Origin of the sequence: Aliiglaciecola sp. NS0011-25 (genome assembly GCF_040370605.1) — a bacterium.
In the GTDB taxonomy this organism is placed as follows: domain Bacteria; phylum Pseudomonadota; class Gammaproteobacteria; order Enterobacterales; family Alteromonadaceae; genus Aliiglaciecola; species Aliiglaciecola lipolytica_A.
In genome coordinates, this window is record NZ_BAABWR010000010.1 from 11,854 (window position 1) to 38,035 (window position 26,182).

The 26,182-nt window shown below is 41.6% G+C and carries 25 protein-coding genes, 1 tRNA gene and 1 pseudogene; 13 read left to right on the top strand and 14 right to left on the bottom strand.

Going from position 1 to position 26,182, the window contains the following annotated elements; translation table 11 throughout:
• The first annotated feature begins 85 nt into the window (after window positions 1–85).
• Together ABWV72_RS10065 and ABWV72_RS10070 are read left to right on the top strand one after the other, a co-directional pair.
• Window positions 86–1,204: a purine nucleoside permease gene (locus ABWV72_RS10065; RefSeq protein ID WP_353370355.1), complete on the top strand. Its 1,119-nt coding sequence runs from the start codon at window positions 86–88 to the stop codon at window positions 1,202–1,204.
• A 64-nt stretch (window positions 1,205–1,268) separates the two neighbouring features.
• Window positions 1,269–2,597, top strand: coding sequence for an NCS2 family permease (locus ABWV72_RS10070; protein WP_216048767.1), 1,329 nt, complete (start codon window positions 1,269–1,271; stop codon window positions 2,595–2,597).
• 37 nt (window positions 2,598–2,634) lie between these two features.
• On the opposite strand, the gene lptG is transcribed toward ABWV72_RS10070, so the two are convergent.
• Both lptG and lptF read right to left on the bottom strand, forming a co-directional pair.
• Window positions 2,635–3,696 (bottom strand): LPS export ABC transporter permease LptG, encoded by a 1,062-nt coding sequence (gene lptG, locus ABWV72_RS10075; RefSeq protein ID WP_216048768.1) that lies wholly within the window; start codon window positions 3,694–3,696, stop codon window positions 2,635–2,637.
• Window positions 3,697–3,698: 2 nt separating this feature from the next.
• Complete coding sequence (gene lptF / locus ABWV72_RS10080) at window positions 3,699–4,796, bottom strand: LPS export ABC transporter permease LptF (RefSeq protein ID WP_216048769.1); 1,098 nt, start codon at window positions 4,794–4,796, stop codon at window positions 3,699–3,701.
• A 243-nt stretch (window positions 4,797–5,039) separates the two neighbouring features.
• Between lptF and pepA the strand changes: the two genes are divergently transcribed.
• Genes pepA through ABWV72_RS10095 form a run of 3 tightly spaced genes read left to right on the top strand, consistent with a single transcriptional unit; the run spans window position 5,040 to window position 9,761 of the window.
• Window positions 5,040–6,545 (top strand): leucyl aminopeptidase, encoded by a 1,506-nt coding sequence (gene pepA, locus ABWV72_RS10085; RefSeq protein WP_216048770.1) that lies wholly within the window; start codon window positions 5,040–5,042, stop codon window positions 6,543–6,545.
• Entirely contained in the window at window positions 6,545–7,003 is a 459-nt protein-coding gene (locus ABWV72_RS10090) for a DNA polymerase III subunit chi (RefSeq protein ID WP_216048771.1), read from the top strand. The genes pepA and ABWV72_RS10090 overlap by 1 nt, the downstream gene beginning before the upstream one ends.
• On the top strand, window positions 6,996–9,761 hold the full coding sequence (locus tag ABWV72_RS10095) for a valine--tRNA ligase (RefSeq protein ID WP_353370359.1): 2,766 nt from the start codon (window positions 6,996–6,998) through the stop codon (window positions 9,759–9,761). Before ABWV72_RS10090 ends, ABWV72_RS10095 begins: the two co-directional genes overlap by 8 nt.
• A 145-nt stretch (window positions 9,762–9,906) precedes the next feature.
• Here the strand turns inward: ABWV72_RS10095 and ABWV72_RS10100 are convergent, their stop codons facing one another.
• Window positions 9,907–10,608, bottom strand: coding sequence for a DUF445 domain-containing protein (locus ABWV72_RS10100; protein WP_342805137.1), 702 nt, complete (start codon window positions 10,606–10,608; stop codon window positions 9,907–9,909).
• A 208-nt stretch (window positions 10,609–10,816) separates the two neighbouring features.
• A complete protein-coding gene (locus ABWV72_RS10105) occupies window positions 10,817–11,581 on the bottom strand; it encodes a choice-of-anchor H family protein (protein ID WP_216048774.1) in 765 nt (254 codons plus the stop codon).
• Window positions 11,582–12,155: 574 nt separating this feature from the next.
• Between ABWV72_RS10105 and ABWV72_RS10110 the strand changes: the two genes are divergently transcribed.
• A complete protein-coding gene (locus ABWV72_RS10110; RefSeq protein WP_216048775.1) occupies window positions 12,156–12,479 on the top strand; it encodes a DUF3718 domain-containing protein in 324 nt (107 codons plus the stop codon).
• A 62-nt stretch (window positions 12,480–12,541) separates the two neighbouring features.
• Here ABWV72_RS10110 and ABWV72_RS10115 read toward each other — a convergent pair.
• Window positions 12,542–13,652 (bottom strand): annotated as a pseudogene (locus tag ABWV72_RS10115) (HD-GYP domain-containing protein).
• Window positions 13,653–13,873: 221 nt separating this feature from the next.
• On the opposite strand from ABWV72_RS10115, the gene ABWV72_RS10120 reads away from it, so the two are divergent.
• The 3 genes from ABWV72_RS10120 to ABWV72_RS10130 all read left to right on the top strand — a co-directional run bounded on the left by ABWV72_RS10120 (window position 13,874) and on the right by ABWV72_RS10130 (window position 15,505).
• A complete protein-coding gene (locus ABWV72_RS10120) occupies window positions 13,874–14,599 on the top strand; it encodes a 1-acylglycerol-3-phosphate O-acyltransferase (protein WP_216048777.1) in 726 nt (241 codons plus the stop codon).
• A gap of 35 nt (window positions 14,600–14,634) precedes the next feature.
• Window positions 14,635–14,988, top strand: a complete 354-nt coding sequence (gene rraB, locus ABWV72_RS10125; protein WP_216048778.1) for a ribonuclease E inhibitor RraB — start codon at window positions 14,635–14,637, stop codon at window positions 14,986–14,988.
• A 196-nt stretch (window positions 14,989–15,184) separates the two neighbouring features.
• A complete protein-coding gene (locus tag ABWV72_RS10130) occupies window positions 15,185–15,505 on the top strand; it encodes an EthD family reductase (protein WP_353370363.1) in 321 nt (106 codons plus the stop codon).
• Between the two features lie 154 nt (window positions 15,506–15,659).
• On the opposite strand, the gene ilvN is transcribed toward ABWV72_RS10130, so the two are convergent.
• The 6 genes from ilvN to orn form a co-directional block, all read right to left on the bottom strand.
• The gene (gene ilvN, locus ABWV72_RS10135; RefSeq protein WP_216048780.1) at window positions 15,660–16,157 is read right to left on the bottom strand and encodes an acetolactate synthase small subunit; all 498 of its coding nucleotides are present in this window, start codon (window positions 16,155–16,157) and stop codon (window positions 15,660–15,662) included.
• Entirely contained in the window at window positions 16,157–17,875 is a 1,719-nt protein-coding gene (locus tag ABWV72_RS10140; RefSeq protein ID WP_216048781.1) for an acetolactate synthase 3 large subunit, read from the bottom strand. The genes ilvN and ABWV72_RS10140 overlap by 1 nt, the downstream gene beginning before the upstream one ends.
• Before the next feature lie 198 nt (window positions 17,876–18,073).
• The gene (locus ABWV72_RS10145; protein WP_216048782.1) at window positions 18,074–18,451 is read right to left on the bottom strand and encodes a MaoP family protein; all 378 of its coding nucleotides are present in this window, start codon (window positions 18,449–18,451) and stop codon (window positions 18,074–18,076) included.
• Between the two features lie 427 nt (window positions 18,452–18,878).
• Window positions 18,879–19,367, bottom strand: coding sequence for a DUF4442 domain-containing protein (locus tag ABWV72_RS10150; RefSeq protein WP_216048783.1), 489 nt, complete (start codon window positions 19,365–19,367; stop codon window positions 18,879–18,881).
• Window positions 19,368–19,571: 204 nt separating this feature from the next.
• Window positions 19,572–19,647, bottom strand: a tRNA-Gly gene (locus ABWV72_RS10155).
• 155 nt (window positions 19,648–19,802) lie between these two features.
• On the bottom strand, window positions 19,803–20,348 hold the full coding sequence (orn, locus tag ABWV72_RS10160; protein ID WP_216048784.1) for an oligoribonuclease: 546 nt from the start codon (window positions 20,346–20,348) through the stop codon (window positions 19,803–19,805).
• 190 nt (window positions 20,349–20,538) lie between these two features.
• Between orn and rsgA the strand changes: the two genes are divergently transcribed.
• The 4 genes from rsgA to ABWV72_RS10180 all read left to right on the top strand — a co-directional run bounded on the left by rsgA (window position 20,539) and on the right by ABWV72_RS10180 (window position 24,200).
• Entirely contained in the window at window positions 20,539–21,570 is a 1,032-nt protein-coding gene (rsgA, locus tag ABWV72_RS10165) for a small ribosomal subunit biogenesis GTPase RsgA (protein WP_353370367.1), read from the top strand.
• Between the two features lie 157 nt (window positions 21,571–21,727).
• Window positions 21,728–22,588: an archaetidylserine decarboxylase gene (gene asd / locus ABWV72_RS10170; RefSeq protein WP_353370369.1), complete on the top strand. Its 861-nt coding sequence runs from the start codon at window positions 21,728–21,730 to the stop codon at window positions 22,586–22,588.
• 5 nt (window positions 22,589–22,593) lie between these two features.
• A complete protein-coding gene (locus tag ABWV72_RS10175; protein ID WP_353370371.1) occupies window positions 22,594–23,460 on the top strand; it encodes a DMT family transporter in 867 nt (288 codons plus the stop codon).
• Window positions 23,461–23,495: 35 nt separating this feature from the next.
• Entirely contained in the window at window positions 23,496–24,200 is a 705-nt protein-coding gene (locus ABWV72_RS10180) for a glycerophosphodiester phosphodiesterase (RefSeq protein ID WP_216048788.1), read from the top strand.
• Here ABWV72_RS10180 and ABWV72_RS10185 read toward each other — a convergent pair.
• From ABWV72_RS10185 to ABWV72_RS10195, 3 genes are all read right to left on the bottom strand, one after another.
• Window positions 24,178–24,594 carry a MerC domain-containing protein gene (locus tag ABWV72_RS10185; RefSeq protein WP_216048789.1) on the bottom strand — a complete coding sequence of 139 codons (417 nt, stop codon included), beginning with the start codon at window positions 24,592–24,594 and terminating at the stop codon, window positions 24,178–24,180. The genes ABWV72_RS10180 and ABWV72_RS10185 overlap by 23 nt on opposite strands.
• A gap of 777 nt (window positions 24,595–25,371) precedes the next feature.
• Window positions 25,372–25,761: a hypothetical protein gene (locus tag ABWV72_RS10190; RefSeq protein ID WP_216048790.1), complete on the bottom strand. Its 390-nt coding sequence runs from the start codon at window positions 25,759–25,761 to the stop codon at window positions 25,372–25,374.
• Complete coding sequence (locus tag ABWV72_RS10195; protein WP_303499288.1) at window positions 25,758–26,096, bottom strand: VOC family protein; 339 nt, start codon at window positions 26,094–26,096, stop codon at window positions 25,758–25,760. Before ABWV72_RS10195 ends, ABWV72_RS10190 begins: the two co-directional genes overlap by 4 nt.
• Window positions 26,097–26,182 lie beyond the last annotated feature (86 nt).

Consider the following 26,182-nt stretch of genomic DNA (forward strand, 5'->3'; position numbering starts at 1 on the left):
AACGTTAAAATGAGTTAATTGTTTTATTGGTATTAGGGTAAATATGTTGTTTCGACATATTTACCCTTTTTACAGGAATCGACAAATGTTCGGCATTACACTCCAAAAATTATTTAACAGCGCATTATTCAGTGTCGCTATATTAGGGTTGACAGCTTGTACTGTCGATAACAGTGAATCTAATTCAACAACGCTTCCACCAGCGATTGAAGTAAAAGTGGTTGTGGTAACCATGTTTGAAATTGGTGAAGATGAAGGGGATAAACCCGGTGAATTCCAACTTTGGAAGGCCGGCCAAAAACTCTCAACCAAATTCGATTTCCCCCACTCACATCACGATATATATATGAATACTGACACTGGCGTGATGGGAATTGTCACCGGCATGGGCACCGCTAAGGCCACTGCAGCAATAATGGCGCTAGGTTTAGATCCTCGCTTTGATTTAAGTAAGGCCTATTGGTTGGTAGCCGGCATAGCGGGTTTTGATCCCGCTGATGCATCTATTGGTTCTGCCGCTTGGGCAACATGGATTGTAGATGGCGACTTAGCCCACCAAATTGACGCACGAGAAATTCCAGAACAGTGGTCTTCTGGTTATTTTCCGCTTTTTGCCAATGCTCCATATTCTGATTCAGAACACGCATCAGACACCCAGCACAGCGCTAACGGTGAAGTTTATAAACTGAATCCATCGTTAACGGAATGGGCTTTTCAGCTCACTAAAAATATTCAATTAACAGATTACCCAGCAATGGCAGAATTGCGGGCCAAATACAGCGACTTTGCAAATGCGCAGAAAAAACCTTTTGTGCTCAAAGGTGATCAGCTTGCCTCGTCTACGTTCTGGCACGGAAAACGACTTAATCAATGGGCAAATGACTGGACAACCTTTTGGACCAACGGTCAGGGTAACTTTGTCAGCTCCGGTATGGAAGACACCGGCACTATGCAAGCCATAGAGTATTTAGACCGAATAGATAAAGTAGATAGAGACAGAGTGATGGTGCTGCGTACAGGTAGCAATTACTCTATGCAACCAACAGGTTTAAGTGCCGCCGAAAATCTGGCGATGGAAAGCGGTGAGGCGGGCTTTGCTGGCATGCAATCGGCCTTGGAATCAGCCTATACGGTAGGTAGCACAGTCGTAAAAGCCCTACTTGACGATTGGAAAAATTATCGCCAAAATCCACCAAGCGCTTGATTTTAATAATATAAAAAATGCTGATAGACATCAGGTCAATTATAATAACTAGAGACATCATCCAATGAACACATTTTTAGAGCGCTTTTTTAGTCTGTCGCAACACGGTACAAACTTTAAAACCGAATGCATTGCCGGTCTGACGACATTTGCCGCTATGTCATATGTATTAGTAGTCAATCCAAGCATCTTATCCGCCTCTGGTATGCCCGTCGCCGGCTTAATTACGGTAACCGCATTGGCTGCCTGTATTGGCACTTTGTTGATGGCATTCATGACTAATTATCCGATTGCTATGGCACCGGGCATGGGGCTCAACGCGTTTTTTGCGTTTACTATCTGTATTACTCGAGAGGTGCCTTGGGAAGCGGCCCTTGGTATTGTATTTTGGAATGGGATTTTATTTGTTCTGTTATCGTTATTGGGGATCCGCAAAAAAATTGCCGATTCTATACCGAATGCCTTAAAGATAGGTGTGCAGTGCGGTATCGGACTATTTATTGCTTTTATCGGACTGAAAAATGCCGGCTTGATTGTCGATAACCCAGCCACATTGGTGTCTTTAGGGGACTTATCTCAACCTGTGACCCTACTGGCATTAGCGGGCATAGTCGGTACCATCATATTAGTCGCGAAGAATATTACTGGGGCAATTTTAATATCGGTTATTGGTTTAGCCATTATTGGCGCCTTCATTCCCCATGGAGAAGGTACATTAACCCCTACTCCCGCCGGAATAGTTGGGTTACCAGAGAGCATATCATCAACGTTTTTTGCAATGGATATTATGTATCCCATAGAAAATTTTGCGCACACCTGGGATCTAATATTCGCCCTACTGTTTGTGAATATGTTCGATACTATAGGTACCCTAATAGGCGTATCTCGCAAAGCCAACTTACTTGATAGTAATGGTGAATTACCGAAGATGGGCAGCGCCATGACCGCTGATGCTGCAGCCAGTGTGGTAGGAGCAACCTTAGGTACATCACCGGTCACATCATATGTAGAATCAGCATCAGGGGTGTCAGCCGGCGGCAGAACGGGGCTCACTGCGGTAATTGTCGCCCTTTGCTTCGTGTTAGCCTTGTTCTTCACTCCATTGATGGTTGTAGTGCCCGTAATGGCAACCACGCCAGCATTAGTGATGGTAGGTATATTTATGATGGAGTCTATTCGTCAACTAGATTTTGATGACTTGCCCTCGTTAGCAACCGCCACTGTAGCCTTACTCACAATGCCACTCACGTTTAGCATAAGCGAAGGTATCGCATTGGGCTTTATCACTTATGTCGGGGTGAATCTGGGGATGGGCAAATACAAACAAATATCGGCCCTTACTTACATCATGGCTGGCATATTTATGCTGCGCTATATATTTAACTTGAAATAAATCAAAGGGATCTGACCCCTTGATTTATTTTTTGGGGTTAGCGTTTGAGCAAAAATCCGGCAATTGCAGCAAAAACTAAACTTGGCGTTATTGCACCGAGGAAAGGGGGCAGTTGAAAGACTAAGCTGAAGGTGCCAAAGGTTTCATTACTAATGAAAAACGCAAACCCCGCTAATACTCCCATAATGACCCGAGCTCCCATAGTCACACTGCGCAACGGGCCAAACACAAAGGATAAGGCTAGTAACAACATTACGCCAATAGACACGGGTTGCAAAATTTTACGCCACAATGCCAAATTATAACGCCCCGAATCTTGGCTGTTATTTTCTAAATATTGCACGTAACCATTCAAACCTTGAATTGATAATGCTTCGGGTTTGACACTTACCACGCTCAATTTGTCAGGAGTGAGAGTTGATTGCCAACTGCCTAACTTGACATTTTGTCCACGTATTTTTTTATCGCCAATAAACGTATAATCAACGTTTGTTAAGCGCCAAACGTCATCCACAAACTCCGCTTTTTCAGCGCTCGTAATCTGACGAAGGTTCAAATCTGAATCAAATTCGTAGACATTGATATCGATAAGATTATTGCGGTCAACAACCTCACCTATGCTCACAAAGTTATCACCATCCTTTGCCCACACCAGACTGTCAGATGAAAACAAACTGCCGCCAGATATAGCCTGGGTTCTTATTTCTTTGGCCTTTGCTTCAGTAACAGGTGCCACCCATTCACCAATTGCCATCACAAATAAAACCATCACAATGGCCGTTTTCATTGCCGATACTGTGATATTCCAACGTGATAACCCGGCCGATTGCATGATCACCAACTCAGAATTGCTTGCCAGAATACCCAATCCGATCAAACCGCCCAATAAGGTGGCCATTGGAAAGAACTGCTCTAACTCGCGGGGTAAACTGAGCAGCACATAAATACCAGCTGCGGTCATATCGTAACTGCCACGGCCGACGCTTTTCATTTGCTCTACGAATTTAATCAGAGCGCTTAAACCTACAAGTACAGACAAACTAATCGCCGTGGTGCCAAGCAAGGTGCGAGCAATATAAATATCTAGAATACGAAACATGCCTACCCTCTGCCAAACGCGGCTCTAAACCGCACTCCAATCGGACGACCTTTGACCACTAATGTCACTCCAATTAGCAACACCACAGCATGCACCCACCATAATCCAAAAGCAGGGGGGATTTTACCATCCTCTAATACTTTTCTGCCTGCCATCAATAACATAAAGTATCCAAGATAAAGTAATAATGCAGGGAACATTTTGCCAAATCGGCCTTGCCGTGGGTCTACTGAACTCAATGGAACAGCAATTAAAATAAGGAAAGGCAAAGACAACGGGATTGCAATCCGCCATTGTAATTCAGCAATCGCTTCAATACTGTCATCCTCCAATAGATCCATAGTCGGGATGGCGGTCATTTTACGGCGCTTTTGTTCGGCTTCCCGTTCTGAAATTTCAATTTGGTACTGATCGAATTCAACAACTCGGTAATCCCTTTTGCCCCGTTTACCTTCATATTGAACCCCTTGTTGCAAAATTAATTGCTGTGAGCCTTCGTCATCCAAACTGACTTTACCCTTTTGAGAATAGACAATATGCACCTCTTGTTCGTCGCGTTTGTCGTGCTGTGCAAGAAACACTTTGTTCAATGAAGCATTATCTGAATCTATTTCATGGACAAATATCACCGCCTTACGATTGGCCGTTTCTTGAAAGCGACCAGCGATTAACGCAGTCAAACCACTTTCGGCACCGGCTTTTTCTTGCAATTGATATTCACTTTCAACGGACAAGGGAGCCAACCACAAGGTTAAAGTGGCGGTCACTACCATCATCAATACCGACAGCACCAACATCACTCTGGTGATATACCATTCGCTGATGCCACAGGCTCGCATCACCGACATTTCACTGTCTACGTACATGCGTCCATGGGCTAACATCACTCCGAGGAATAAGCTCAAGGGTAAGATTAAAGATGCCAAATAAGGGGTGCTCAAGGCCAAAAAGCCTAGCACTAAACTGGCAGGAATTTCGCCGTCGGAGGCGTCTGCCAATACCCGCACGAAATTACGTGTGAGGAAAATGGCCATAATGACAAGAAACACAGCCAATTGTGACTTTACGGTTTCTTTAAGTAAATAGCGGAATATCAGCACTTTTTGTCCAAGGGAAAAGTCGCTTTTTTAGTGGCATGATGCGAATTTTTAAGTAAACTTAGTGTTTTGACAAGTTTAATGTATGAATGACTTTAAATAAAGCCACTCTTGGACTTGAATTTCTTCGAATCTGTCAGGCAATAGCAAAAAGACAGACAATCCTGAAAATATATTGCTGACTGATTGCTGGTCATTATTTGAATAACATAGCATCAGTTACTTCGATTACAATGAGGAATTAGCATGGAATTTAGCGTAAAAAGCGGTAGCCCTGAAAAGCAACGCAGCGCTTGTATAGTCGTTGGTGTATTTGAACCCCGACGTTTAACCTCAGTAGCAGAACAACTAGACGAAATCAGCGAAGGTTATATCAGTAACCTGTTACGACGAGGCGACTTGGAAGGCAAAGCCGGCCAAATGCTGTTGCTTCACCATGTCCCTAATATTCTAAGTGAAAGAGTATTATTGGTTGGTTGCGGAAAAGAACGTGAATTAGACGAACGTCAGTACAAGCAAATTATAGATAAAACCATCAAGACACTTAACGAAACTGGCTCGATGGAAGCGGTGTGTTTCTTAAGTGAACTGCATGTTAAAGGTCGAGATGTTTATTGGAAAGTCCGCCAAGCAGTAGAAACAACCCAAGACTCACTATACACCTTCTTACAACTCAAAACTAAAAAAGGCGAGCCCCGTCGTCCGTTGCGTAAAATTGTTTTCAATGTGCCGACTCGTCGCGAATTGCCTGCTGGCGAACGTGCTGTTGAGCACGGATTGGCTATTTCAGCTGGAATGAAAACCACAAGAGATGTAGCTAACATGCCACCTAATATTTGTAATCCAGCATATTTGTTGGAACAAGCAAAAATATTAGAAAAAGATTACGCCAGCATCAAAATTGAGTCGGTAAATGAAGCGCAAATGGCCGAATTACAAATGAACTCTTATCTGGCTGTCGGGCGTGGTTCAGTTAACGAATCGATTATGACGATTATTCATCACAATGGCGGCCCGAAAGATCAAGCGCCAGTAGTCTTGGTCGGCAAAGGACTGACTTTTGATTCAGGTGGTATTTCTATTAAGCCAGGCGAAGGCATGGACGAAATGAAATATGACATGGGTGGTGCAGCGGGCGTGTTAGGTACTATGCATGCCATTGCCGCCCTGAACATTCCACTCAATGTGATTGGCGTTTTAGCTGGCTGTGAAAACATGCCCGATGCCAACGCATATCGTCCAGGTGATATTCTAACAACCATGTCAGGGCAAACTGTCGAAGTTCTGAATACCGACGCCGAAGGTCGTTTGGTGTTATGTGATGCATTGACCTACGTAGAAAGATTTGACCCTGAGTTAGTTGTTGATATGGCTACCTTAACCGGTGCTTGTATCGTTGCCTTAGGAGCCCATGCATCTGCCGTATTGAGTAATCACAATCCTTTAGCTCACGAACTGCTAAATGCTTCAGAGCAAAGTGGTGATAAAGCTTGGCGCTTACCTTTGTGGGATGAATATCAATCACAACTGGATAGCCCATTTGCAGACATGACCAACTTAGGTGGACGTGCAGCAGGTACCATAACAGCGGCCTGCTTCTTGTCTCGTTTCACTAAAAAATATAACTGGGCGCATATGGATATTGCTGGCACGGCATGGCGCAGTGGCAAAGACAAAGGTGCGACCGGAAGACCCGTGCCTATGATGACCCAGTTTTTGATGAATCGTGCAGGACTGGAAACTGAAGAGTAATGACTGATGTTACTTTTTACATGCTAGAAAAAGCAGATGAAGAGCATCCTGCGCACTGGCTAACAGCATGTGAATTAGCCGCCAATAGCTATCGTAATAAGCGCCGTTGTTTAGTTATCTGTGACGATAAAAAAACAGCTGAAGCCTTCGATGAGCTTCTTTGGCAGCAACCACTGGAGGCTTTTGTCCCCCACAATTTAAGTGGCGAAGGCCCAAGTGGAGGCGCTCCAGTGGAAATATGCTGGCAGGTGAATAACCCCGGCAATAGGCCAGTGGTAATCAACCTTGCCAACCAAGTGCCCAGCGACGCTCAGCGCTTCAAACAAATATTCGATTTTGTGCCCGCAGAAGAAACCGCTAAGCAACAGGCTCGAGAAAGATATAAACAATACCGCGCAGCAGGATTAAACATGCATAACCTGCCCGCGAGTAGCATTAATGAGAATCAACATGGATAAGACTTTTAGTCCACAGAATATCGAACAAGCCCGTTACCAACTCTGGGAACAAAAAGGCTATTTTAAAGCCAGCGGAAAAGGTGACCCTTACTGTATTTTGTTACCACCACCGAATGTTACTGGTAACCTACATATGGGACATGCTTTCCAGCATACCATCATGGATTCACTGATTCGTTATCACCGAATGAAAGGCGATAATACTCTCTGGCAATGTGGAACTGACCATGCAGGTATTGCCACCCAAATGGTTGTAGAACGCCAATTAAATGCACAAGGTAAAACCCGCCATGATTTAGGCCGAGAAGCCTTTGTCGACAAAATCTGGGATTGGAAAGAGGAATCAGGCGGTAATATTACTCAACAAATGCGCCGCTTAGGTACTTCTCCAGACTGGGAAAGAGAAGCATTTACGATGAATCCTGACCTGTCTGAAGCAGTTCAAGAAGTATTTGTTAAATTGCACGAAGAAGGTCTAATTTATCGTGGTAAACGCCTAGTAAACTGGGACCCAGTGTTACACACCGCAGTGTCTGATTTAGAAGTGTTAAACGAAGAAGAAGATGGCTTCATGTGGCACATGCGCTACCCGCTAACGGATGGCAGTGGCGAGCTAGTGGTAGCGACAACAAGACCAGAAACAATGCTTGGCGATACCGCCGTGGCAGTGCACCCAGATGATGAACGTTATCAAAGTTTAATTGGTAAAAGCATCACATTACCGCTAACTGGACGAGAAATTCCGATAATCGCTGATGATTATGTGGATCCGGAATTTGGTACTGGATGCGTGAAAATTACCCCAGCCCATGATTTTAACGATTATGAGATGGGTAAACGCCATAGCCTAGAAATGATTAATATTTTCACGGCAGACGCAAAAATAAATGATACCGCTCCGGAGCAATATCGAGGGCTAGACCGCTTTGATGGGCGTAAACAAATTGTCGCAGATTTAGAAGCGGCGGATATTTTAGTTAAAGTCGAAAATCACAAACTAAAAGTGCCTAGAGGCGATCGCACAGGTGCGGTAATCGAACCTTACTTAACAGACCAATGGTATGTTGCCGTTGAATCTTTAGCCAAACCTGCGATTGAAGCGGTAGAAAGCGGTGAGATAAAATTTGTCCCAGAAAACTGGAATAAAACCTATTACCAATGGATGTACAACATTCAAGATTGGTGTATTTCACGTCAATTATGGTGGGGCCATAGAATTCCAGCATGGTATGACGATAAAGGGGGAATATACGTAGGCCGCAATGAGGCCGAAGTGCGTGAAAAACACAATCTAGGCGCAGATGTTAATTTACGCCAAGATGAAGACGTATTGGATACCTGGTTTTCATCCGCCCTTTGGCCATTCGCCACTATGGGCTGGCCGAAAGAGACACCGGAATTAGAAACTTTTGTGCCTAGTTCAGTGCTGGTAACTGGCTTCGACATTATCTTCTTCTGGGTAGCCAGAATGATCATGATGACCAAAAAATTCACCGGCAAGATTCCCTTTAAAGAAATATACATCACTGGACTTATTCGTGATGAGCAAGGGGATAAAATGTCTAAATCGAAAGGCAACGTGCTTGATCCTATCGATTTAATTGACGGTATTACCTTAGAAGCGTTATTGGAAAAGCGTACCGCGGGCATGATGCAGCCGCAAAAAGCTAAAGCCATAACCAAACGCACGACCAAACAATTCCCAGATGGTATCAATGCCTATGGCACTGACGCGTTGCGTTTCACCTTTGCAGCAATGGCATCCACCAGCAGAGATATCAACTTTGATATGGGCAGAGTGGAAGGTTACCGTAACTTCTGCAATAAATTGTGGAATGCTTCACGTTTTGTATTAATGAATACCGAAGAACAAGATACCGGCATTCAGGGTGGTGAGTTGGAATTAAGTCTCGCTGATAAATGGATTTGGGCACGTTTTCAACAGACCCTAAGTGAATTTGAATCGGCGCTCAAAGATTATCGTTTTGATATTGCCGCCCAAGCTGTATATGAGTTCACTTGGAATCAATTCTGTGATTGGTACTTAGAGTTGTCTAAACCAGTTCTGAATGCTGAAACCAGCACTGATGCGCAAAAACGAGGCACTCGACATACACTTATCAATGTTCTGGAAAGTCTGTTGCGTCTTATGCACCCTATTATGCCATTTATTACGGACGAAATTTGGTTAAGAGTGGCACCTTTATGTGGGCTTGAAGGCGATAGCATCATGGAAAGACCATTTCCTGAATTAGATGCTTCCCGTCAAAACGAAAGTGTATTAGCCGATATTGAATGGGTGAAAAGCTTCATTGTAGGAATACGTAACATTCGTGGTGAAATGGATATATCACCCAATAAACCCCTCAATGTACTTTTGAAAAATGTCAGTGACAAAGATCAGTCTCGCTTAGACTTGAGTGAGAGTTTCTTAGCAAAAATGGCGAAGCTTGAGAGCATTACAGAGCTGAAAGCCGGCGATAAAGCGCCAGCCTCAGCGACAGCACTTGTGGGCGAAATGGAAATTCTTATCCCAATGGCAGGTCTGATAGATAAAGACGCGGAACTATCGCGAATTGCTAAAGCCTTGGACAAAATCGAAAAAGATTTTGCCCGTACACAAGGTAAACTGAGCAATGAGAAATTTGTCAGCAATGCTCCTGAAGCTGTTATTAACAAAGAAAAAGCTAAATTGGATGACTTCCAAATGCAGATAAATAAACTCAACGAACAGCGAGATACGATTCAAGCACTCTGAGTTTAATCTTTTTCTAAACACAAACCCCGGTTGTACCGGGGTTTTTAGTTTCTGCGCCAGTTAGCACTGAGCTAACTGGCGAGAACAATGAAAAAGGCTTAAATCAGCTTATACCTAGTCGCCATCAAATTAGCCATCCCCCGGTCTAAACAAAGATTGCCGCTATTAAACCAATTAAACCGCCGAATACACCTCCCCATACCACTAACCAAGCCAAATGCTGTTTAATCATTTGTTGTACGAGTACTTTTACCATGGTTGGCGTGAGCTCATTTAAACGCTGCTCAACAATTTTATTAATATTTGCTATGAGATCGTCATTGGAATTGGATCCAGCGAGTTGTTCTTGCAGAGCAGCCATAAATGCTGGGTCTTGAACTATACCTTCAAGTGATGTTTCCATTTTAGTAACAAAGGGCTGTTTGAGGGGCTCTAAGGCTGCTTCACCTCCAAACATACCAAGCATTTGCCCAAATGAAGACTCTTTAATCACCGCTACCAACGAATCAAACGTGGGGTTTAAATCCACTTTTTTGAGCAGCGCGCCCACATGTATAGCTAAAGAAGGTTTATTATCCGTCAAGAAACGTTGAATATTTTCGCTATTAAAAAACTGCTCCATAATCAAATTTCGAATACCTAATTTGAAGTCTTCAAAATGCTCAGGAATCACGCCAGAACCGTATAATCCAGGGACTTTCTCAAATAACATATGAACGGCTAACCAGTTGGTAAGTGCCCCTGACAAAGCAAATAACCCCACGGTTTTCACTATGCTATTATCTAAACCGAAACCAACCAACACTAACAATGCGGCCAAACCATTAGTGGCAATACTTTTATTCAAACTTAATCTCCGCTAAATACAAAAGGGTGAGTTAATACAACATTCAAAACTGTGGCGAGCATGCTAGCCTAAGTCAGCCCAAATTGGCATATCAAGGTAGATATTGTTTGATACAAAAACTTCAAGATCTTAAATAAAATTTCTTTGTACAAATTAGACTCATAAAAAAAGGGAGCCTAAGCTCCCAGAAAATCTTACCTAACCAAACCTAACTTCTTGTGAAAAATACTCTTCCCATTAGTATTGGTATTAACAACAAGGTAAGAAATCCAAAACTTCCACCGTGTTCAGTGACGATAATTACTTGTGGCTGTTCGTAACTTTGACTCTCAAGTGTGAGTAAACTTAAGTCTGCATCACTATATCCATCAGAGATCGCGACTAAACGATTGTCATAGGTGTCATAGAGTTCAATTAACAACTCATAATCACCGGGAGGAAAACCAGTTTGCAGGTCACTCTCAATAACATAGCTATCTGAACTAGAATCACCGTTGATAAAAAATAGCGAGGTAGTGTGATATTCTTCAAATACGTCACCTCTTGCCAAATATAAACGGGCATAAACCTCCGCTTCGGTATAAATAGTGTCGGCATCAAATTCCAGAGTGAATCCAGAGTAATATCCGTCAGCATCGCGATCTATATCTAAAAATACGGTTGCATCGTAAATCCAAAAATCAGGATCGTCTTCGACCATACGTAAGTCACGATCAAGTGGCCTAGTTAAAGGCGCTGCCGCTTGCCGCATTTTGTGGGCTTCAGCTTTATCTAATGAAACTGACTCCATTGATTGTTTTTGAACACTTCCCGGTACGCCTTTTTTGTTCACTTGAGCTAACACTGAACCGTATTGAGATTCTGTAGAAGTAACACTGATGGATTCCGTTGTATCACTTTGCGCACTCAAGGCTGAAAACGAAGCGATTGAGAACATTAGTGAAAAAGTACTAATTAATGTAAATCGGGTCATGCTTACTCCAAAAACTTTCCTGTTAATCTGAGAATCATTGTGGACCAATTAAGATGAATAAAAGCTGAAGGGATGCTTAACTGTGTTCTTATAGCCCACATTTTATTCCGCGAACTGTGAGCAAATAACTACAAACAACGAAAGAACTGAACGCTACTTGCTTCTGGTGCATCAAATAAGCTTCGAAAAACTGACTAGCAACAACCACTTTGAGCTTAGTTACCGCGCAAGGTATTCCTAAATTCTCGCGTTTTGATGTAAAAAACAGTTAATTCTTTTAACAACTCCTTGTTAAACATAGGCTGCAAGGCGTTTTGTAATTAAATTACAATACAACTTTCATATAAAAATAAGAAAAGATATATTTTTATGATATATGAAAAAACCTAACAAACCAACCAAATCAACCACTTAGAATCAAATGTAACGTTTTTCGGAAGCGTGTAACACAATTTTAATCAAACCTATACAGTATAAAAACAACATTAAACTGAAATTTAATTACAATAAATCTCACTGGTTAGGTAATCAGTGATTCAAAATTTATTTTATATTTATTAAATAGGTGTCCATTATGAAAAAATTAGTATTAGCAAGTTTGCTTGCCCTATCTGTTCCATTTACAGCTTCAGCTTCAGAGTCTTCTGCTGAAAGCGTAAAATTCATTGGTGATTTAGAGTATGCATCATTTTGTAAAGCAGTAGTCAACAACGACGTAGAGCTTTTCAAATTGTCATTAAACCGTTTTGTTGGCGAGCTAGGTTCTTCTAGAAAGCGTGTTCTTAAGCGTGTTTTAGCTGATAACAATGTTACTTGTTCTGGTCAATCTTTGGTTGAATTTTCTGCAAAGCGCAACGCTACGCAAATAGGTTCATTCATTACTGCACAGGCTGAATAGTGACTGTAGGTAGGCAAGCTGGAAATCAATAATCCAGCTTGCTAAATCCTTCTATAACAAAATTATCCTTTGGTAAGTAAAACTGCCATTCCTCGGTTGAAATGTCCAAGCCAAGTTTTACAATATTGACCTTCCGCCGCTCTATTTATCTCAACCACTGCTCTTTTCTTAGGCTGTTGATTATGTCCAGTGTAAGCACGACTGTGAGTAATCGCATCAAAACTATCTAAAATGGCTAACAATCTTGCACCTTCACAGATATCTTTGTCCTTAATACCTAGTGGGTAGCCACTTCCATCGATGCGTTCGTGATGTTGCATCACAATTTTTCGTGCACTATTCCATTGATCAAGATGTTCTAATAATCTTGAGCTCTTATACACGTGTGAACGCACCAAATTAAACTCATTGGCAGTCAATTTACCTTCTTTGTGTAAAATACTAAGAGGCATAAAGGCCATTCCAAAATCGTGCACATAACAGGCTACGGCAAGCTGATCTTCCTCAATTGGATTACCCGCAATGCTATTGATATAAAAAGCCAACTTTGCAATGCGATCTCCGCGCCCTTCCCAATACATAGAGCGTCGCTCTATCGGTTTCATTACTTAACCCTTTAGGAATACCGGTATTAGCCAATGTGACTGACCGCGATGGTGTGGTTTCACCTGCAGCTTCTTCGATAACATCTGCTGCCGTGTGGTCTAAATCAGGATTGAGTAACAGTACCGCATCAGATAGCAGTTGCTCATGAGAAGCAGAATTTTCCGGGGTGATTTTCGCTACATGATTAACTAACAGACGATACAGCTCTGGATCGTACTGAGCAAAACCCTTTTCGAAGCAACTTTCCACGAAGATTTTAACTCTGTCCATGGTTAGCAAAACCAGATCACTCATTGTACTGGTATATCTAACTTGGTTTTTGCGTAAAAAATCGAGCAGGTCTTCAACGTGTTGGAGCAACGGCAACAGAGGTTTAAAGTTAACTAAGCCTAAATCCCCTTTGATAGTGTGCACTGAGCGAAAGAGCGAACGTTGCAGCTCGTTGTCTTCTGGCCGCAGCTCCAATTCAATTAGAGTTTGCTCACTGGCCTCATAAAGTTCATTAATTTCATCGAGGAGATCATTCAAGATATCATCATCAAGATCTTCTGGAGTAAAGGTTTGCATCAATTTGATTTACCTCAAGCAATATCACAAAGTTCAATAATAACTAATAGTTATCGACCATCTGAACACGATCTACACAGCATATCTCTACTTTATTGATTAAACACTGCCGTGAACAGAGTTAATTTCTGAAAAAGTCGCTTATAACTAGATTAGGTTAAGATTTGGTATTAATCAGAAACATTGTATACTCACCGCCCATTTTTTATTTGAGAGTACACGTGTTAGCTATTGGACGAGTGATATTCATTTTGTGCTATTTTACACTTGCAAGTTTAGCAATGATTGTGATGTGCCTAGTGCGTCCATTTCATCGTAACAACGTGCATGTTATTGGCAAGGTATATGGTGCTATTGCACCCATGATAGGCTTGAAAGTAAAGGTCAATGTGCCAACCAGCGTTAAAAATGGTGGCCCTTTCGTCTTTGTTGCAAACCATCAGAATAGTTATGATCTCATCACAGTGTGTCTTTCCGCTCAAAAGGGCGTTGTTTCTGTGGGCAAAAAAAGCCTAGTACTGATTCCCATTTTTGGTTGGTTGTATTGGTTATCTGGCAATATCTTGATTGACCGTAAAGATTCTGGACGAGCTAAAGATACTTTGAAGCAAACAATAGACAAAATTAATCAACGCAAACTTTCAGTATTCTTTTTCCCCGAGGGGACACGAAGTAGAGGTCGTGGTCTATTAAGTTTTAAAACCGGAGCATTCAGAATTGCGCAAGCTGTCAACGAACCTATCGTGATGGTAAGCACGAGTAATTTACATCAAAAAATACAGTTGAACCGATGGGATAATGGCACTTTGCTTATTGACTTGAGCGAGCCCGTAATCTTGGATAAACAACATGACGCCAAAACTTGGGCCAAAGAAATCCATAACCGGATGAAAATCAAGATTGCGGAACTTGACAATCAAGTTGCACAAATCGACGAAGTTAAATAGATTATCTCAAAAGTATAAACAACGAAGGATAGCCAATGAGCAATGCAGAACAAAAAGAAGAGTGGTACGAATTTAATCAAGAAACCGTTGAAGCTTTAATTGAAGACGGAAGCAATGCAGAATTGCCACACACTATCGAATATCATTTTGCTCATTCTGATTTTGATGTCCTCGAAAAAGCAGCTGTAGATGCTTTCAAAGCGGGTTTTGAAGTGGGTGATGCCGAAGAGTTGATGTTAGACGATGGTGGCACCGTATTCTGCTTTGATGCTGTTGTAGAAAGAATGCTAGATATTGATTTGATCAATAAAGATACGGATACACTGCTAAAAATCGCTGACAAACATAATATACACTACGATGGTTGGGGTACTTACTTTATCGAGTAGTTAAGGGTTTTATGTGATACAAAAGTAAAAGCGCAAAATCAATGATAAATAACTTTTCGAGATTCAGTTGAGGCATTCGTAACCTCTAGTTGGCTTAATTGCCGAAGTTTCTAGTGTTGCCAAAGCCTAAGGCGATATGGTTTAGAGTTCTGTTAACAATGCCGTTGCAGAACTATTAATAATAAGGAAATGCATTATGTCAGAAGTTAAATTAGTTGTTTTATACCCTCAACCAACTGATGTGGCTCAATTCGAGAGCGATTATCCAGCACATATATCGTTGCTTCATGAGAAAATGAACATCCCCACGGATCATAAACCTTATACTGTAACCAAATTTGATTCCCAACCGCAAAACCCATCCCCATTCTATCAAATGTTTTCCATGCCCTTTCCTTCAGCAGAGGTGTTGCAGCAAACATTGGAAAGTGCCGAGATGCAAGAGGTAGCGGGTGACGCAACACGCATTTCAACTGGTGGCGCGCCGGTAATTTTGACTGGAAGCGACGCCAAATAAATCAGGTGTTGCATGGTCTTTAGGCCATAGAATTGACCTAAACCATAGCATTGGCTAGTTGCATAAATGGATAATAATGGTCGAGAGGCTTTGGGTAATGACTTAAATCTGTAACTGGGACGGGCGTCCCAGCTACAGTTTACTGTTTTACAATCTATACTCTTAGTGACTTTTCACCGCGAGCCAAACCACAAACTCCAGTTCTGGAAGACTCAATAACTTCAGTCTGAGCCCACATGGCTTGCGCAAACGCATCCAATTTATCACTCGTTCCAGTTACTTGAATCGTGTAATTTTTTGCATCTGTGTCCACTATTTGAGCGCGAAAAATATCAACAGTGCGGTTCACTTCAGAGCGCACTAAATCCGTTTTAGCGGCAACTTTAATTAGCATCAACTCACGTTCAACATGGGTTCCATCGGTTAAATCAGTAACTTTTAGTACATCTATTAACTTGTTTACCTGTTTAGTAATTTGCTCAATCACTTTGTCATCACCGTGGGTCACTATGGTCAAACGCGAAAGGCTTGAGTCTGTAGTAGGTGCTACGCACAGTGAATCAACGTTATATCCACGTTGAGAAAACACGCCCACAATGCGTGATAATGAACCTGGTTCGTTTTCCATCAATACAGAGATAATTCTTCTCATCAGGTACGCTCCGTTTTACTTAATCTCATTTCATCCATAGCACCGTATTTGATTTGCATGGGATATACATGTTCATTCTGATCTATTGCTATATCCATAAAGACCAAGCGATCTTTTAAGGCAAAACACTTCTCCATTGCTTCATCAAGCTCAGATGGATGATTAACTTTAATGCCAACATGGCCATAAGCTTCAGCCAATTTAACGAAATCAGGCATAGAATCCATATACGAATGAGAATGGCGACCTTTATAAATCATATCTTGCCATTGTCTTACCATGCCTAACGCGCGGTTATTCAATGAAATAATTTTGACTGGCAAGTTATATTGCAAGCAAGTAGATAACTCTTGGATATTCATTTGAATACTACCGTCACCCGTTACCACTACGGAAACGGCTTCAGGATTAGCCATTTGAACACCCATGGCGGCAGGCAAACCAAAGCCCATGGTGCCAAGACCACCTGAATTGATCCATCTTCTCGGTTTTGCAAAAGGATAATAAAGCGCAGCAAACATCTGGTGTTGACCAACATCAGAACTCACATATGCATCACCGTTTGTATGTTTATACAATGCTTCGATAACTTGCTGTGGCTTAATGACGTCATCATTTTTCTGATAATCTAAGCACTTAAGATCACGCCACGAATTAATTTGATTCCACCAATCCGCAAGCTTTTGTTTCTGTCCTGATAAGTCTTTTTTATTAAGTTGACTTAATACTTGCTCAACAACCTTATCAACGGAACCGACTACAGGTATGTGCACAGCAACGGTTTTAGAAATTGACGCGGGATCGATGTCAACGTGGATAATAGTTGCATGGGGACAGAATTTTTCCACATTGTTAGTTACACGATCATCGAAGCGTGCGCCTAACGCAAAAATACAATCGGCGTTGTGCATCGTTTTATTAGCTTCAAGAGTACCATGCATACCCAACATGCCAACGAACTGCTCATGTACGCTTGAGAACGCTCCCAAGCCCATTAACGTCGAAGTTACAGGGGCATTAAGTTTCTCAGCCAACTCAGTAATTAATGCAGAGGCTTCAGAGGTAATTGCACCACCACCAACATAAAGCACAGGTCTTTTTGCACTAACTAAAGTATCAACAGTTTTTCTAATTTGTTTACTGTGTCCTTTCAACGTTGGGTTGTAAGAACGCATAGTCACATCAGAAGGATATTCATAAGGATGAGATTCAAGCACATTCACTAAATCTTTTGGTAAATCAACAACCACAGGACCTGGACGGCCGGTATTAGCGATGTAGTATGCTTTAGCGATGGCCATAGGAATATCGATTGCTCGTTTAACCAAAAAACTATGCTTTACGATTGGACGTGAACAACCCACCATATCAGTTTCTTGGAATGCATCTTCACCTATGTGCATTGAAGGCACCTGACCAGACAACACAACCATAGGAATTGAGTCCATATAAGCAGTGGCAATACCGGTAATTGTATTGGTTGCTCCGGGTCCCGATGTCACTAAAACAGTACCAGTTTTTCCTGTAGAGCGAGCATAACCATCAGCCATATGGGCTGCGGCTTGTTCGTGGCGGACGAGTACATGCTTGACGTCATCTTGTGCATACAAAGCATCATAAATGTCGAGAACGGCACCACCTGGGTATCCGAACACATGCGTAACTCCAGAATCTTTAAGGGCGCGAACTACCATAGCTGCACCTGACATCATTTCCACCAGACATCCTCCTGTGTAATTAATTAGTGACTGTTAGATTTATAGAGGGACTATACGTGACAGATTAGGAAGATAAAACAGCAAAACGGCATAAAGTGAGATATATATCCCAATATACCGTTTTTTTAGGATGAGCATCCTATTACCAAGCTTAAAATAGCCATAAATAGGATGAATTTACATTTTATTTACACGCTTTTAGGAATCCATATCCACTTCTAACTCTACATCGTCATTTATTGACGCGTCTTCGTCGTCGTCATTCAGATGAGAAGGCTTGTTGCCGTAGATACTGCCCAGTTTTGGTCGACTAATGCGTTTTTGGTATTTTAACCAAGCACGCTCCGAAACAGTTTCAGGTTCTACCTTTCCAAATGCCGATTCAATAAAGTGCTGATCTTCTTCGGTTTCAGGTGAAATAACACCATCTACTAAAGCAGCATATAAGGCACCGTATTGACTTAACGCCTTGCTCTCATTAATCGAAAAGTCTCCAGAACGTGAAAAGCCGTAAGGATAATTTTTCACATCGCTGAAAACGCGTTTTGTCAAAGAATCTCTTGTAATATTTGCCATGATGGACATCCCAAAAAACAAAAAATAATCAATCTTAAAAACTGGTTCCAAATTGGTTATTGCAATTCACAACAAAAACACAAATTGGTGCGTCTATTCAAGTGGATAAATAAAACCAAAACGACCTAGTGTCAATAAAAATTTGATGACAATTTAAAGTCGGGTAAAATTCGTCGCAGATCCGCTACAGGGTTGAGGTTAATGAACTATTAAGGTGCATAAATCATTAGCATAAAATAGGCCAAAAGAACTATTGAAACGAGGCTAAAAGGAAAAATTGAGGATAGAAAAAAACGCTTATTCAAATTCGTACTTGTTGGCTAAGAAAGTTGATAAATAATTTATATACCAAGCCCCAATTTGGTTCTGATTTTGAGCATTGTATTATCCCTTTTGAGCCGGGACGGCAGATTTGCCTATTGGAGGGTTATTTTTTCGGCACCCAGGCCCATATCATTTCAGCTTCAAGGGGAACAATATCTGCTCCATCAGTAATCACAACTTGCACTGCAATTTCACCTTTTGGCTGGTGTTGCATTAATTCAATTTGTTCCTCAGTCAGCCACGCCTTAGCAGTAATATCTCCGGTACAGCGTTTGACATAGTTCAGGTTCATCGTTTTGATTAACGGAATTTTATCTGCTGGTAAATTGATACCAACCACAAATCCGGTGGCGGATTCAGCCAACAACGCCATACCAGCCGCATGAACAGTGCCAATATGATTACGAACCTTGCGCCTATTTTTCAATTTTAAGGTTGCAGAGACCCCGTCCGTTTCAACAATGTCGATTTTAGCAGTGCCCACCAACTTTACTTTGTAGCGGAACAAAGTTGTCATCAGAAATTGACTCAGCCATTGAGGGTATTGATTGGCTTTATCGACAAATTGTTTTAACGGGCTTTTAACTGACATGGTGTATTCTCCACTTACTGGTTGGACCACGAGAGTGTGAGCTATTTTATAATGAGTATCAAGCTAAAATAATCGCTGAACTTCGACGCTCAAGAAGAACGGTTAACAGTGAAGTTATGGTTATCAGGAACGAGTAAAGTAATAACAGATTCCCTGTTTGGGAAAGTTGTCTTTAGATGTATAGATAGATTTCATTTAGAAAATTGGAGCGGGAAACGAGACTCGAACTCGCGACCCCGACCTTGGCAAGGTCGTGCTCTACCAACTGAGCTATTCCCGCATTTTGGTGGTGGTTGGCAATTCCTGATTTGCCGTTTTGCTTTCGGTTCATCCTAAACCGGGTGCGCATTGTACAAAAATAATTTAACGAATCAAGTGTTATTTTCAATTAATTTAGTTAAGTTGCTTTAATTGCTAAAAATATAATCATTACGCTTATATATTGAACACATGCTGACGGTAATAAACTAATTCCTCGATAGACTCTCGAATATCATCTAAGGCTTGATGAGTACCTTTTTTATGGAATCCGTCCAAAACTTCAGGCTTCCAACGTTTAATTAGCTCTTTTAATGTACTGACATCAATACTGCGATAATGAAAATAGTTTTCTAGGTCTGGCATATATTTCACAAGAAATCGACGATCTTGCCCGATAGTGTTACCGCATAATGGGGAAGCTCCACTGGGAACATATTGCTGTAAAAATGCAATTGTTTGTTTTACTGCCTCTTTCTCATCTATTGAGCTGGCTTTGCAACGATCTGTTAAGCCCGACTTACCGTGCACATCAACACACCAAGCATCCATGTTGTCGAGTATCTCATTGCTTTGATGAATCGCTAAAACCGGCCCCTCTGCTAGAACATTGAGGTTTTTGTCGGTGACAATAGTAGCAATTTCTAAAATGACATCGGTTTCAGGTTCAAGTCCGGTCATTTCAAGATCTATCCAAACTAAATTTTCGTTATTTAATGGCATAAAACAAACCTTATTAATGGGCCAACTGGTTTTTTCTTCAACTATTCGACAGTTTTAAACTATCTATCTCACCAAGCGTATCTTTCAGGATTTAGCTTGCCGATAAGCCAAGCCAAATAAAATATTATCAAAATTCACGCGCTGACGTTAACATGTATGAGTCTTACGAGCCAAATTAAGTAAAGTAAACGTGGCAAAAAAACCAAAGTTAACAAAAAAACAAAAACGACAGGTCTCTACCAACCGTCAAAAAAGGCTTTCCACCAAAGAGTCTTTTCAAAACGATGAACAATTAGCTGATAGCCGAAATGGAACCGTTATTGGACGTTTTGGTAAACATGCTGACGTACAAGATGAATCCGGGGAAATCACCAAGTGCTACATGCGACGCACTATTGGCAGTGTGGTTTGCGGTGATAAAGTTGAATTTCGTCCCGGCAAAGATGTCAATGAAGGGGTGAGCGGCATCATTGAATTAGTCCATGACCGAACTTCAGTTCTCACTCGACCTGATTTTTATGATGGTGTTAAGCCAATTGCCGCCAACATCGACCAAATCATAATTGTGAGTTCAGTTTTACCGGCGCTTTCATTGAATATTATTGATCGTTACTTAGTTGCATCTGAAGATGTTCAGATTCAACCTGTTTTGCTGTTAAACAAAATTGAAATGCTAGATGAAGATGCACGTTTAGCCGTTGATAAAGAACTACAAATATACAGAGATATAGGCTACCAAGTGTTACTTACCAGTTGTAAAACCGGTGAAGGTATAGAACAACTTAAACACATTTTATCAGACAAAATTAGCGTATTTGTAGGTCAATCAGGAGTGGGTAAATCGAGTATCGTCAATCAATTGCTCCCTGATGCAGATGAGGCTATTGGCGACATCTCAGACAATTCAGGTTTAGGCCAACATACGACCACTGCGGCTAAAATGTTACACTTTCCAGGAGGCGGAGATCTTATTGATTCGCCGGGCGTCAGGGAATTCGCTCTTTGGCATCTGCCTGTAGAAAAAGTGACCTCAGGATTCATTGAATTTAGAGATTATATTGGTGGCTGTAAATTTCGAGACTGTAAGCATTTAGATGATCCGGGTTGTATCATTAAGCAGGCAGCGTTAAATGGCGAAATATCTCAGCAACGATATGACAGTTACCATAAGATATTATCTTCAATGGAAGACAACAGACCAAACCGCGCAATTCCAACTTAAATGTAATCTTTTGTTTCCACAATAGGCTTCTACGCCCCTAAAAATGGGGCGTTTTTCTACTCCCCATCAAAATGGCATGAGTTAGACCGACTCATTCTCAGACTAAAATTACAATATACGATACAATAACTTGGTCGAAATTACGGAGGCTCCGGTCTTGATCAGTTGGTTCAAAATTAAGTTACAATACATATTGCCTAAACACTTGCTATCCAGACTAGTGGGTAAGCTGGCAGCTAGTGAAGTAGGTGGATTAACCACCGCATTGATTAAGTTGTTTATTAAACAATATAACGTTGACATGTCAGAGGCTAAATTTTCAGAGCCTGACCACTACCGCACATTTAATGAATTTTTTACCCGAGAATTAAAAGAAGGTGTGCGCCCAATTTGTGATGATCCTAAGCAATTAGCGATGTCAGTAGACGGCACAGTAAGTCAATTGGGCGACATTGATTTTGATACCATTTTCCAAGCCAAAGGTCATAATTACAGTCTGACTACTCTTTTAGGTGGTAATCCAGATATTGCTGCACCTTTTCAAGGTGGAAAATTCGCGACCATTTATCTATCACCGAAAGATTACCATCGTATCCATATGCCTATGGACGGTGTACTGACGGATATGATTTATGTACCCGGAGAGCTGTTTTCAGTAAACCCTCTCACCACCGAAAACGTACCAGGACTATTTGCCCGCAATGAGCGTGTTGTATGCGTATTTGAGTCTGAGCACGGTAAGTTCGCCATTGTATTGGTAGGTGCAACTATAGTTGCCAGTATCGAAACAATTTGGGCTGGTACGGTAACTCCCCCTGCAGGGAAAAATGTTCAACATTGGCGTTATCCCAAAGATAGCGAAAATACCATTACTTTGGCCAAAGGCGAGGAAATGGGACTGTTCAAACTGGGCTCTACTATTGTTGCCTGTTTTGAACCGGAAATGATCGAGTTCAACGGTCAGTCCAACGGTGACACAACACGACTAGGTGAAGTTTTCGCCACGCTAAAAGACTAAGATTCATGCATCCAGTAAAACGAAGCCTATGGTCTTTGCACCTAACCGTAATATTGTTAGGTGCCACGGCATTAATGTCTAAAATTATTCCTCTGTCCGCTACCGATATTACATTTGGGCGTTCATTGGTTGCTTGTATCGTGTTGGCATTGTTAGTCAAGCTCTCAGGGGCTAGCTTGCGCCTTAATAATATTAAGGATTATTGGGTTGCCATAGCCCTTGGTTTGTTGATGTCAGCGCATTGGGTAACGTATTTTGCAGCCATGCAGTACTCGTCAGTGTCAGTTGGTATGATTGCACTTTTCACCTTCCCCGTTATCGCGGTTTTGTTAGAGCCGTTCTTTGAAGGAATTCGTTTAGTTTGGCAGGACGTTGTCAGCGCAATCGTGGTATTTATTGGTATTTTCCTGATCGTTCCTGAAATTTCTTTAAAAAATGACGTAACCTTAGGAATTCTTATAGGCATGCTTTCTGCGGTACTTTACGCACTTAGAAACTTATGCCATCGAAAGTATTTTTCTCACTACTCTGGCTCCCACGCAATGGCTTACCAGACGTTAGTGATATTAATTAGCCTGTTATTTTTTGTTTCCGACGACTTTTTCACGGCCAGTAGTGAAACCTATATGTGGTTAGTGGTGCTAGGTATATTTTTAACCGCCCTACCCCATGCCTTGATTGCGACTAGCTTAAAACATCTACGGGTTAAAACCTTTGCGTTGGTAGCCTGTATGCAGCCTTTTTATGGCGTGATTCTGGCCATTATCGTGCTTGATGAAAAACCTAACTGGCAAACTTTTCTCGGTGGAACACTGGTAATTTCTGCAGCAATCTACGAGACTGTAAACGCCCAAAAACTGCATCGCAAATAGTTCCTTTTATTAGGCTAGCGATTAATGGATTTTACGTGTTTATATACGCTCACCGTGGTGCCAGTGCGCTGGCACCAGAAAACACCTTACTTGCTCTTAAAACGGCAATTTCCCAGCAAGCCGATGGCATTGAATTTGATGTATTCCAACATCAAAACGAATTTATTTTAATTCATGATCGCTGGCTTCATCGCACTACCAATGGCATTGGTAATATAGATTCATTATTACTTGAGCAAATCAGAAAATTAGATGCAGGAGAAGGAGAAACAGTACCGACCCTATTTGAAGCGCTAGAATGTATCGGTCAATCCTGTCAAATCAACATTGAATTGAAGGGCGTTAGGGATGTTCCTTTGCTCCTAAAATACGTTCAGCAAGCCTGTATAACCTTATCTATTCCATGCTCAAATATTTTGTATTCGTCATTTGATCATCATTTACTAAAAGCCATTAAAACGATTTCACCTACTTCAAGAATAGGCGCATTAACTGCAAATAAGCCAGTTGACTACGCTGCATTTGCTGAAAACTTAGGCGCTGAGTTTGTTAATGCTGATGTGACATTTGTAGACAAAAATTTTGTTTACGATGCGAAACGAAGAGGACTTAAAATGGGTGTTTATACCGTTGATCAGCCTGAAGACTTATTACAATTGCAAAAATGGGGAGTGGACGCAGTATTTTGCAATAATCCACTCAATGCCAGATTAGCTCTTACTGATTCGGCTGTTGACTAGACTCACAATCGTGACAAGTATCGCAGCTTTTGCACAAACGAATATTGGCAACATGTGCTGCAACGATCAGTAGCGCTCCCAAACCAATAGTAAATGGTTCATAAGCCTCACCAAACATATCTTTGTTCCAATAAATTAAGCCACCTAAGAGCAAGCTGTATATTGGATATAATTGTCTGTGGTATCGATAGAACCCGAAAAGAAGGGCCCAGAAACCTACTATCATCGATAAGGTCAGAATCGTTTTTTCAAACCAATCTTGAGCAAAAAAGCTCGCGCTGACAAAGGGCACAAGCGGAATGAGAATAGGCAACAGCAAACAATGCAAAGCACAGATACTGGACGTCCAGATCCCTACTCTATCCATTACTGATTTATTTTCAGATGTTGCCATGGCGCTAACTAAACCTCTCACGTTATGCTTATTTAATTCAGTTTTACATTAAATGCAGGATATAAGATCAAGTTTAAATCTTACCCTATTAAAACCGGGACGTTATAGTATAACATTTCCATTCAAATGCAACCGTTATTAGTTTTTTTTATAGGCCAATTGTTGGGTTAAACAACAGAAATCCGTAGCATGGTCTTTAGGCCATGGAATATCACAAAGCCATCGCGGGGCTAAAGCACCCACCTACAACAGAAATCCGTAGCATGGTCTTTAGGCCATGGAATATCACAAAGCCATCGCGGGGCTAAAGCACCCACCTACAACAGAAACCCGTAGCATGGTCTTTAGGCCATGGAATATCACAAAGCCATCGCGGAGCTGAAGCACCCACCTACAACAGAAATCCGTAGCATGCTCTTTAGGCCATGGAATATCTCAATCCCATCGCGGGGCTAAAGCCCCCGCCTACAACAGAAATCCGTAGCATGGTCTTTAGGCCATGGAATATCACAAAGCCATCGCGGGGCTAAAGCACCCACCTACAACAGAAACCCGTAGCATGGTCTTTAGGCCATGGAATATCACAAAGCCATCGCGGAGCTGAAGCACCCACCTACAAAAGAAATCCGTAGCATGGTCTTTAGGCCATGGAATATCTCAATCCCATCGCGGGGCTAAAGCCCCCGCCTACAACAGAAATCCGTAGCATGGCCTTTAGGCCATGGAATCGGAGCCAAAAATGTCAAATATAGGACGTAATTTATTCCGCTGAATTCATTAATCCCCTAGCAAGTCCCGTAACTTTTGTTCGGCTATTTGCGCGGGCGTTAATTGTTTATCTTCAGATTCTGCCACATCCTTCACTTCGGGCTCTTCACCAAATAGGGCGGCCAATTGTGCTTTGGCGTGCTGTGCTTTGTGATCCTGAGTTTGAGCAAAGGTTTTACCAGAGGGTGAGAAATAGTCACAGAAGTTGGCCTTTTCAGGATCACTTACTTGCTCAGCCCTTGGTTCATTGCAGCCACCTCGTCCGTCGTAATCTTTACACATTTTACAAACATGCTGATCTGCACCACAGTTGGCACATTCTTCTCGGCGAGACATAGGAAATATAACATCGGTTAGACGGTTGCCACATTTCCAGCAGGTTAATTCTGAACAACTCATTGGTGTTGATCAAACATAATTACATTGCCGTCAGGGTCTTTTAAAATACAGTGGGCAGGCCCTGACTCTCCTTGAGTTTCAGAATCGATTGGATAACCATTTTTACGAATATGAGCTTCTATTGATCTGACATCCAAGGGATTAAACGTAAGAATATTATCTTCAAACATACCTTCAAATAATCCGATAACAGTAGTGTCTTTTTGTAATATCAGCCATTTATCTTCAACGCTGCCACAGCCTTCATGGGTTTTAAACCCAAGCATTTCATAAAATGCTTTGGATTTAACAATGTCTTTCACTGCCAAGCTAACCGAAAATTGTCCTAATTCCATAGTGGAAAACCTCACTTTATATCACTGTATAATCAATATAGCCTCAAACGACGCAAATGATAATAAAGTTAACAATCGGTTTTGTG

Coding starts and splice junctions, on each gene's coding strand:
- ABWV72_RS10190 (WP_216048790.1), bottom strand. CDS start 25,761: ATGAGTTGTTCAGAATTAACCTGCTGGAAATGTGGCAACCGTCTAACC.
- ABWV72_RS10130 (WP_353370363.1), top strand. CDS start 15,185: ATGTCAGAAGTTAAATTAGTTGTTTTATACCCTCAACCAACTGATGTG.
- ABWV72_RS10175 (WP_353370371.1), top strand. CDS start 22,594: ATGCATCCAGTAAAACGAAGCCTATGGTCTTTGCACCTAACCGTAATA.
- ABWV72_RS10150 (WP_216048783.1), bottom strand. CDS start 19,367: ATGTCAGTTAAAAGCCCGTTAAAACAATTTGTCGATAAAGCCAATCAA.
- lptG (WP_216048768.1), bottom strand. CDS start 3,696: ATGTTTCGTATTCTAGATATTTATATTGCTCGCACCTTGCTTGGCACC.
- ABWV72_RS10105 (WP_216048774.1), bottom strand. CDS start 11,581: ATGACCCGATTTACATTAATTAGTACTTTTTCACTAATGTTCTCAATC.
- ABWV72_RS10195 (WP_303499288.1), bottom strand. CDS start 26,096: ATGGAATTAGGACAATTTTCGGTTAGCTTGGCAGTGAAAGACATTGTT.
- orn (WP_216048784.1), bottom strand. CDS start 20,348: ATGCCATTAAATAACGAAAATTTAGTTTGGATAGATCTTGAAATGACC.
- ABWV72_RS10090 (WP_216048771.1), top strand. CDS start 6,545: ATGACTGATGTTACTTTTTACATGCTAGAAAAAGCAGATGAAGAGCAT.
- ABWV72_RS10065 (WP_353370355.1), top strand. CDS start 86: ATGTTCGGCATTACACTCCAAAAATTATTTAACAGCGCATTATTCAGT.
- rraB (WP_216048778.1), top strand. CDS start 14,635: ATGAGCAATGCAGAACAAAAAGAAGAGTGGTACGAATTTAATCAAGAA.
- ABWV72_RS10095 (WP_353370359.1), top strand. CDS start 6,996: ATGGATAAGACTTTTAGTCCACAGAATATCGAACAAGCCCGTTACCAA.
- ilvN (WP_216048780.1), bottom strand. CDS start 16,157: ATGAGAAGAATTATCTCTGTATTGATGGAAAACGAACCAGGTTCATTA.
- pepA (WP_216048770.1), top strand. CDS start 5,040: ATGGAATTTAGCGTAAAAAGCGGTAGCCCTGAAAAGCAACGCAGCGCT.
- ABWV72_RS10110 (WP_216048775.1), top strand. CDS start 12,156: ATGAAAAAATTAGTATTAGCAAGTTTGCTTGCCCTATCTGTTCCATTT.
- ABWV72_RS10070 (WP_216048767.1), top strand. CDS start 1,269: ATGAACACATTTTTAGAGCGCTTTTTTAGTCTGTCGCAACACGGTACA.
- ABWV72_RS10185 (WP_216048789.1), bottom strand. CDS start 24,594: ATGGCAACATCTGAAAATAAATCAGTAATGGATAGAGTAGGGATCTGG.
- ABWV72_RS10145 (WP_216048782.1), bottom strand. CDS start 18,451: ATGGCAAATATTACAAGAGATTCTTTGACAAAACGCGTTTTCAGCGAT.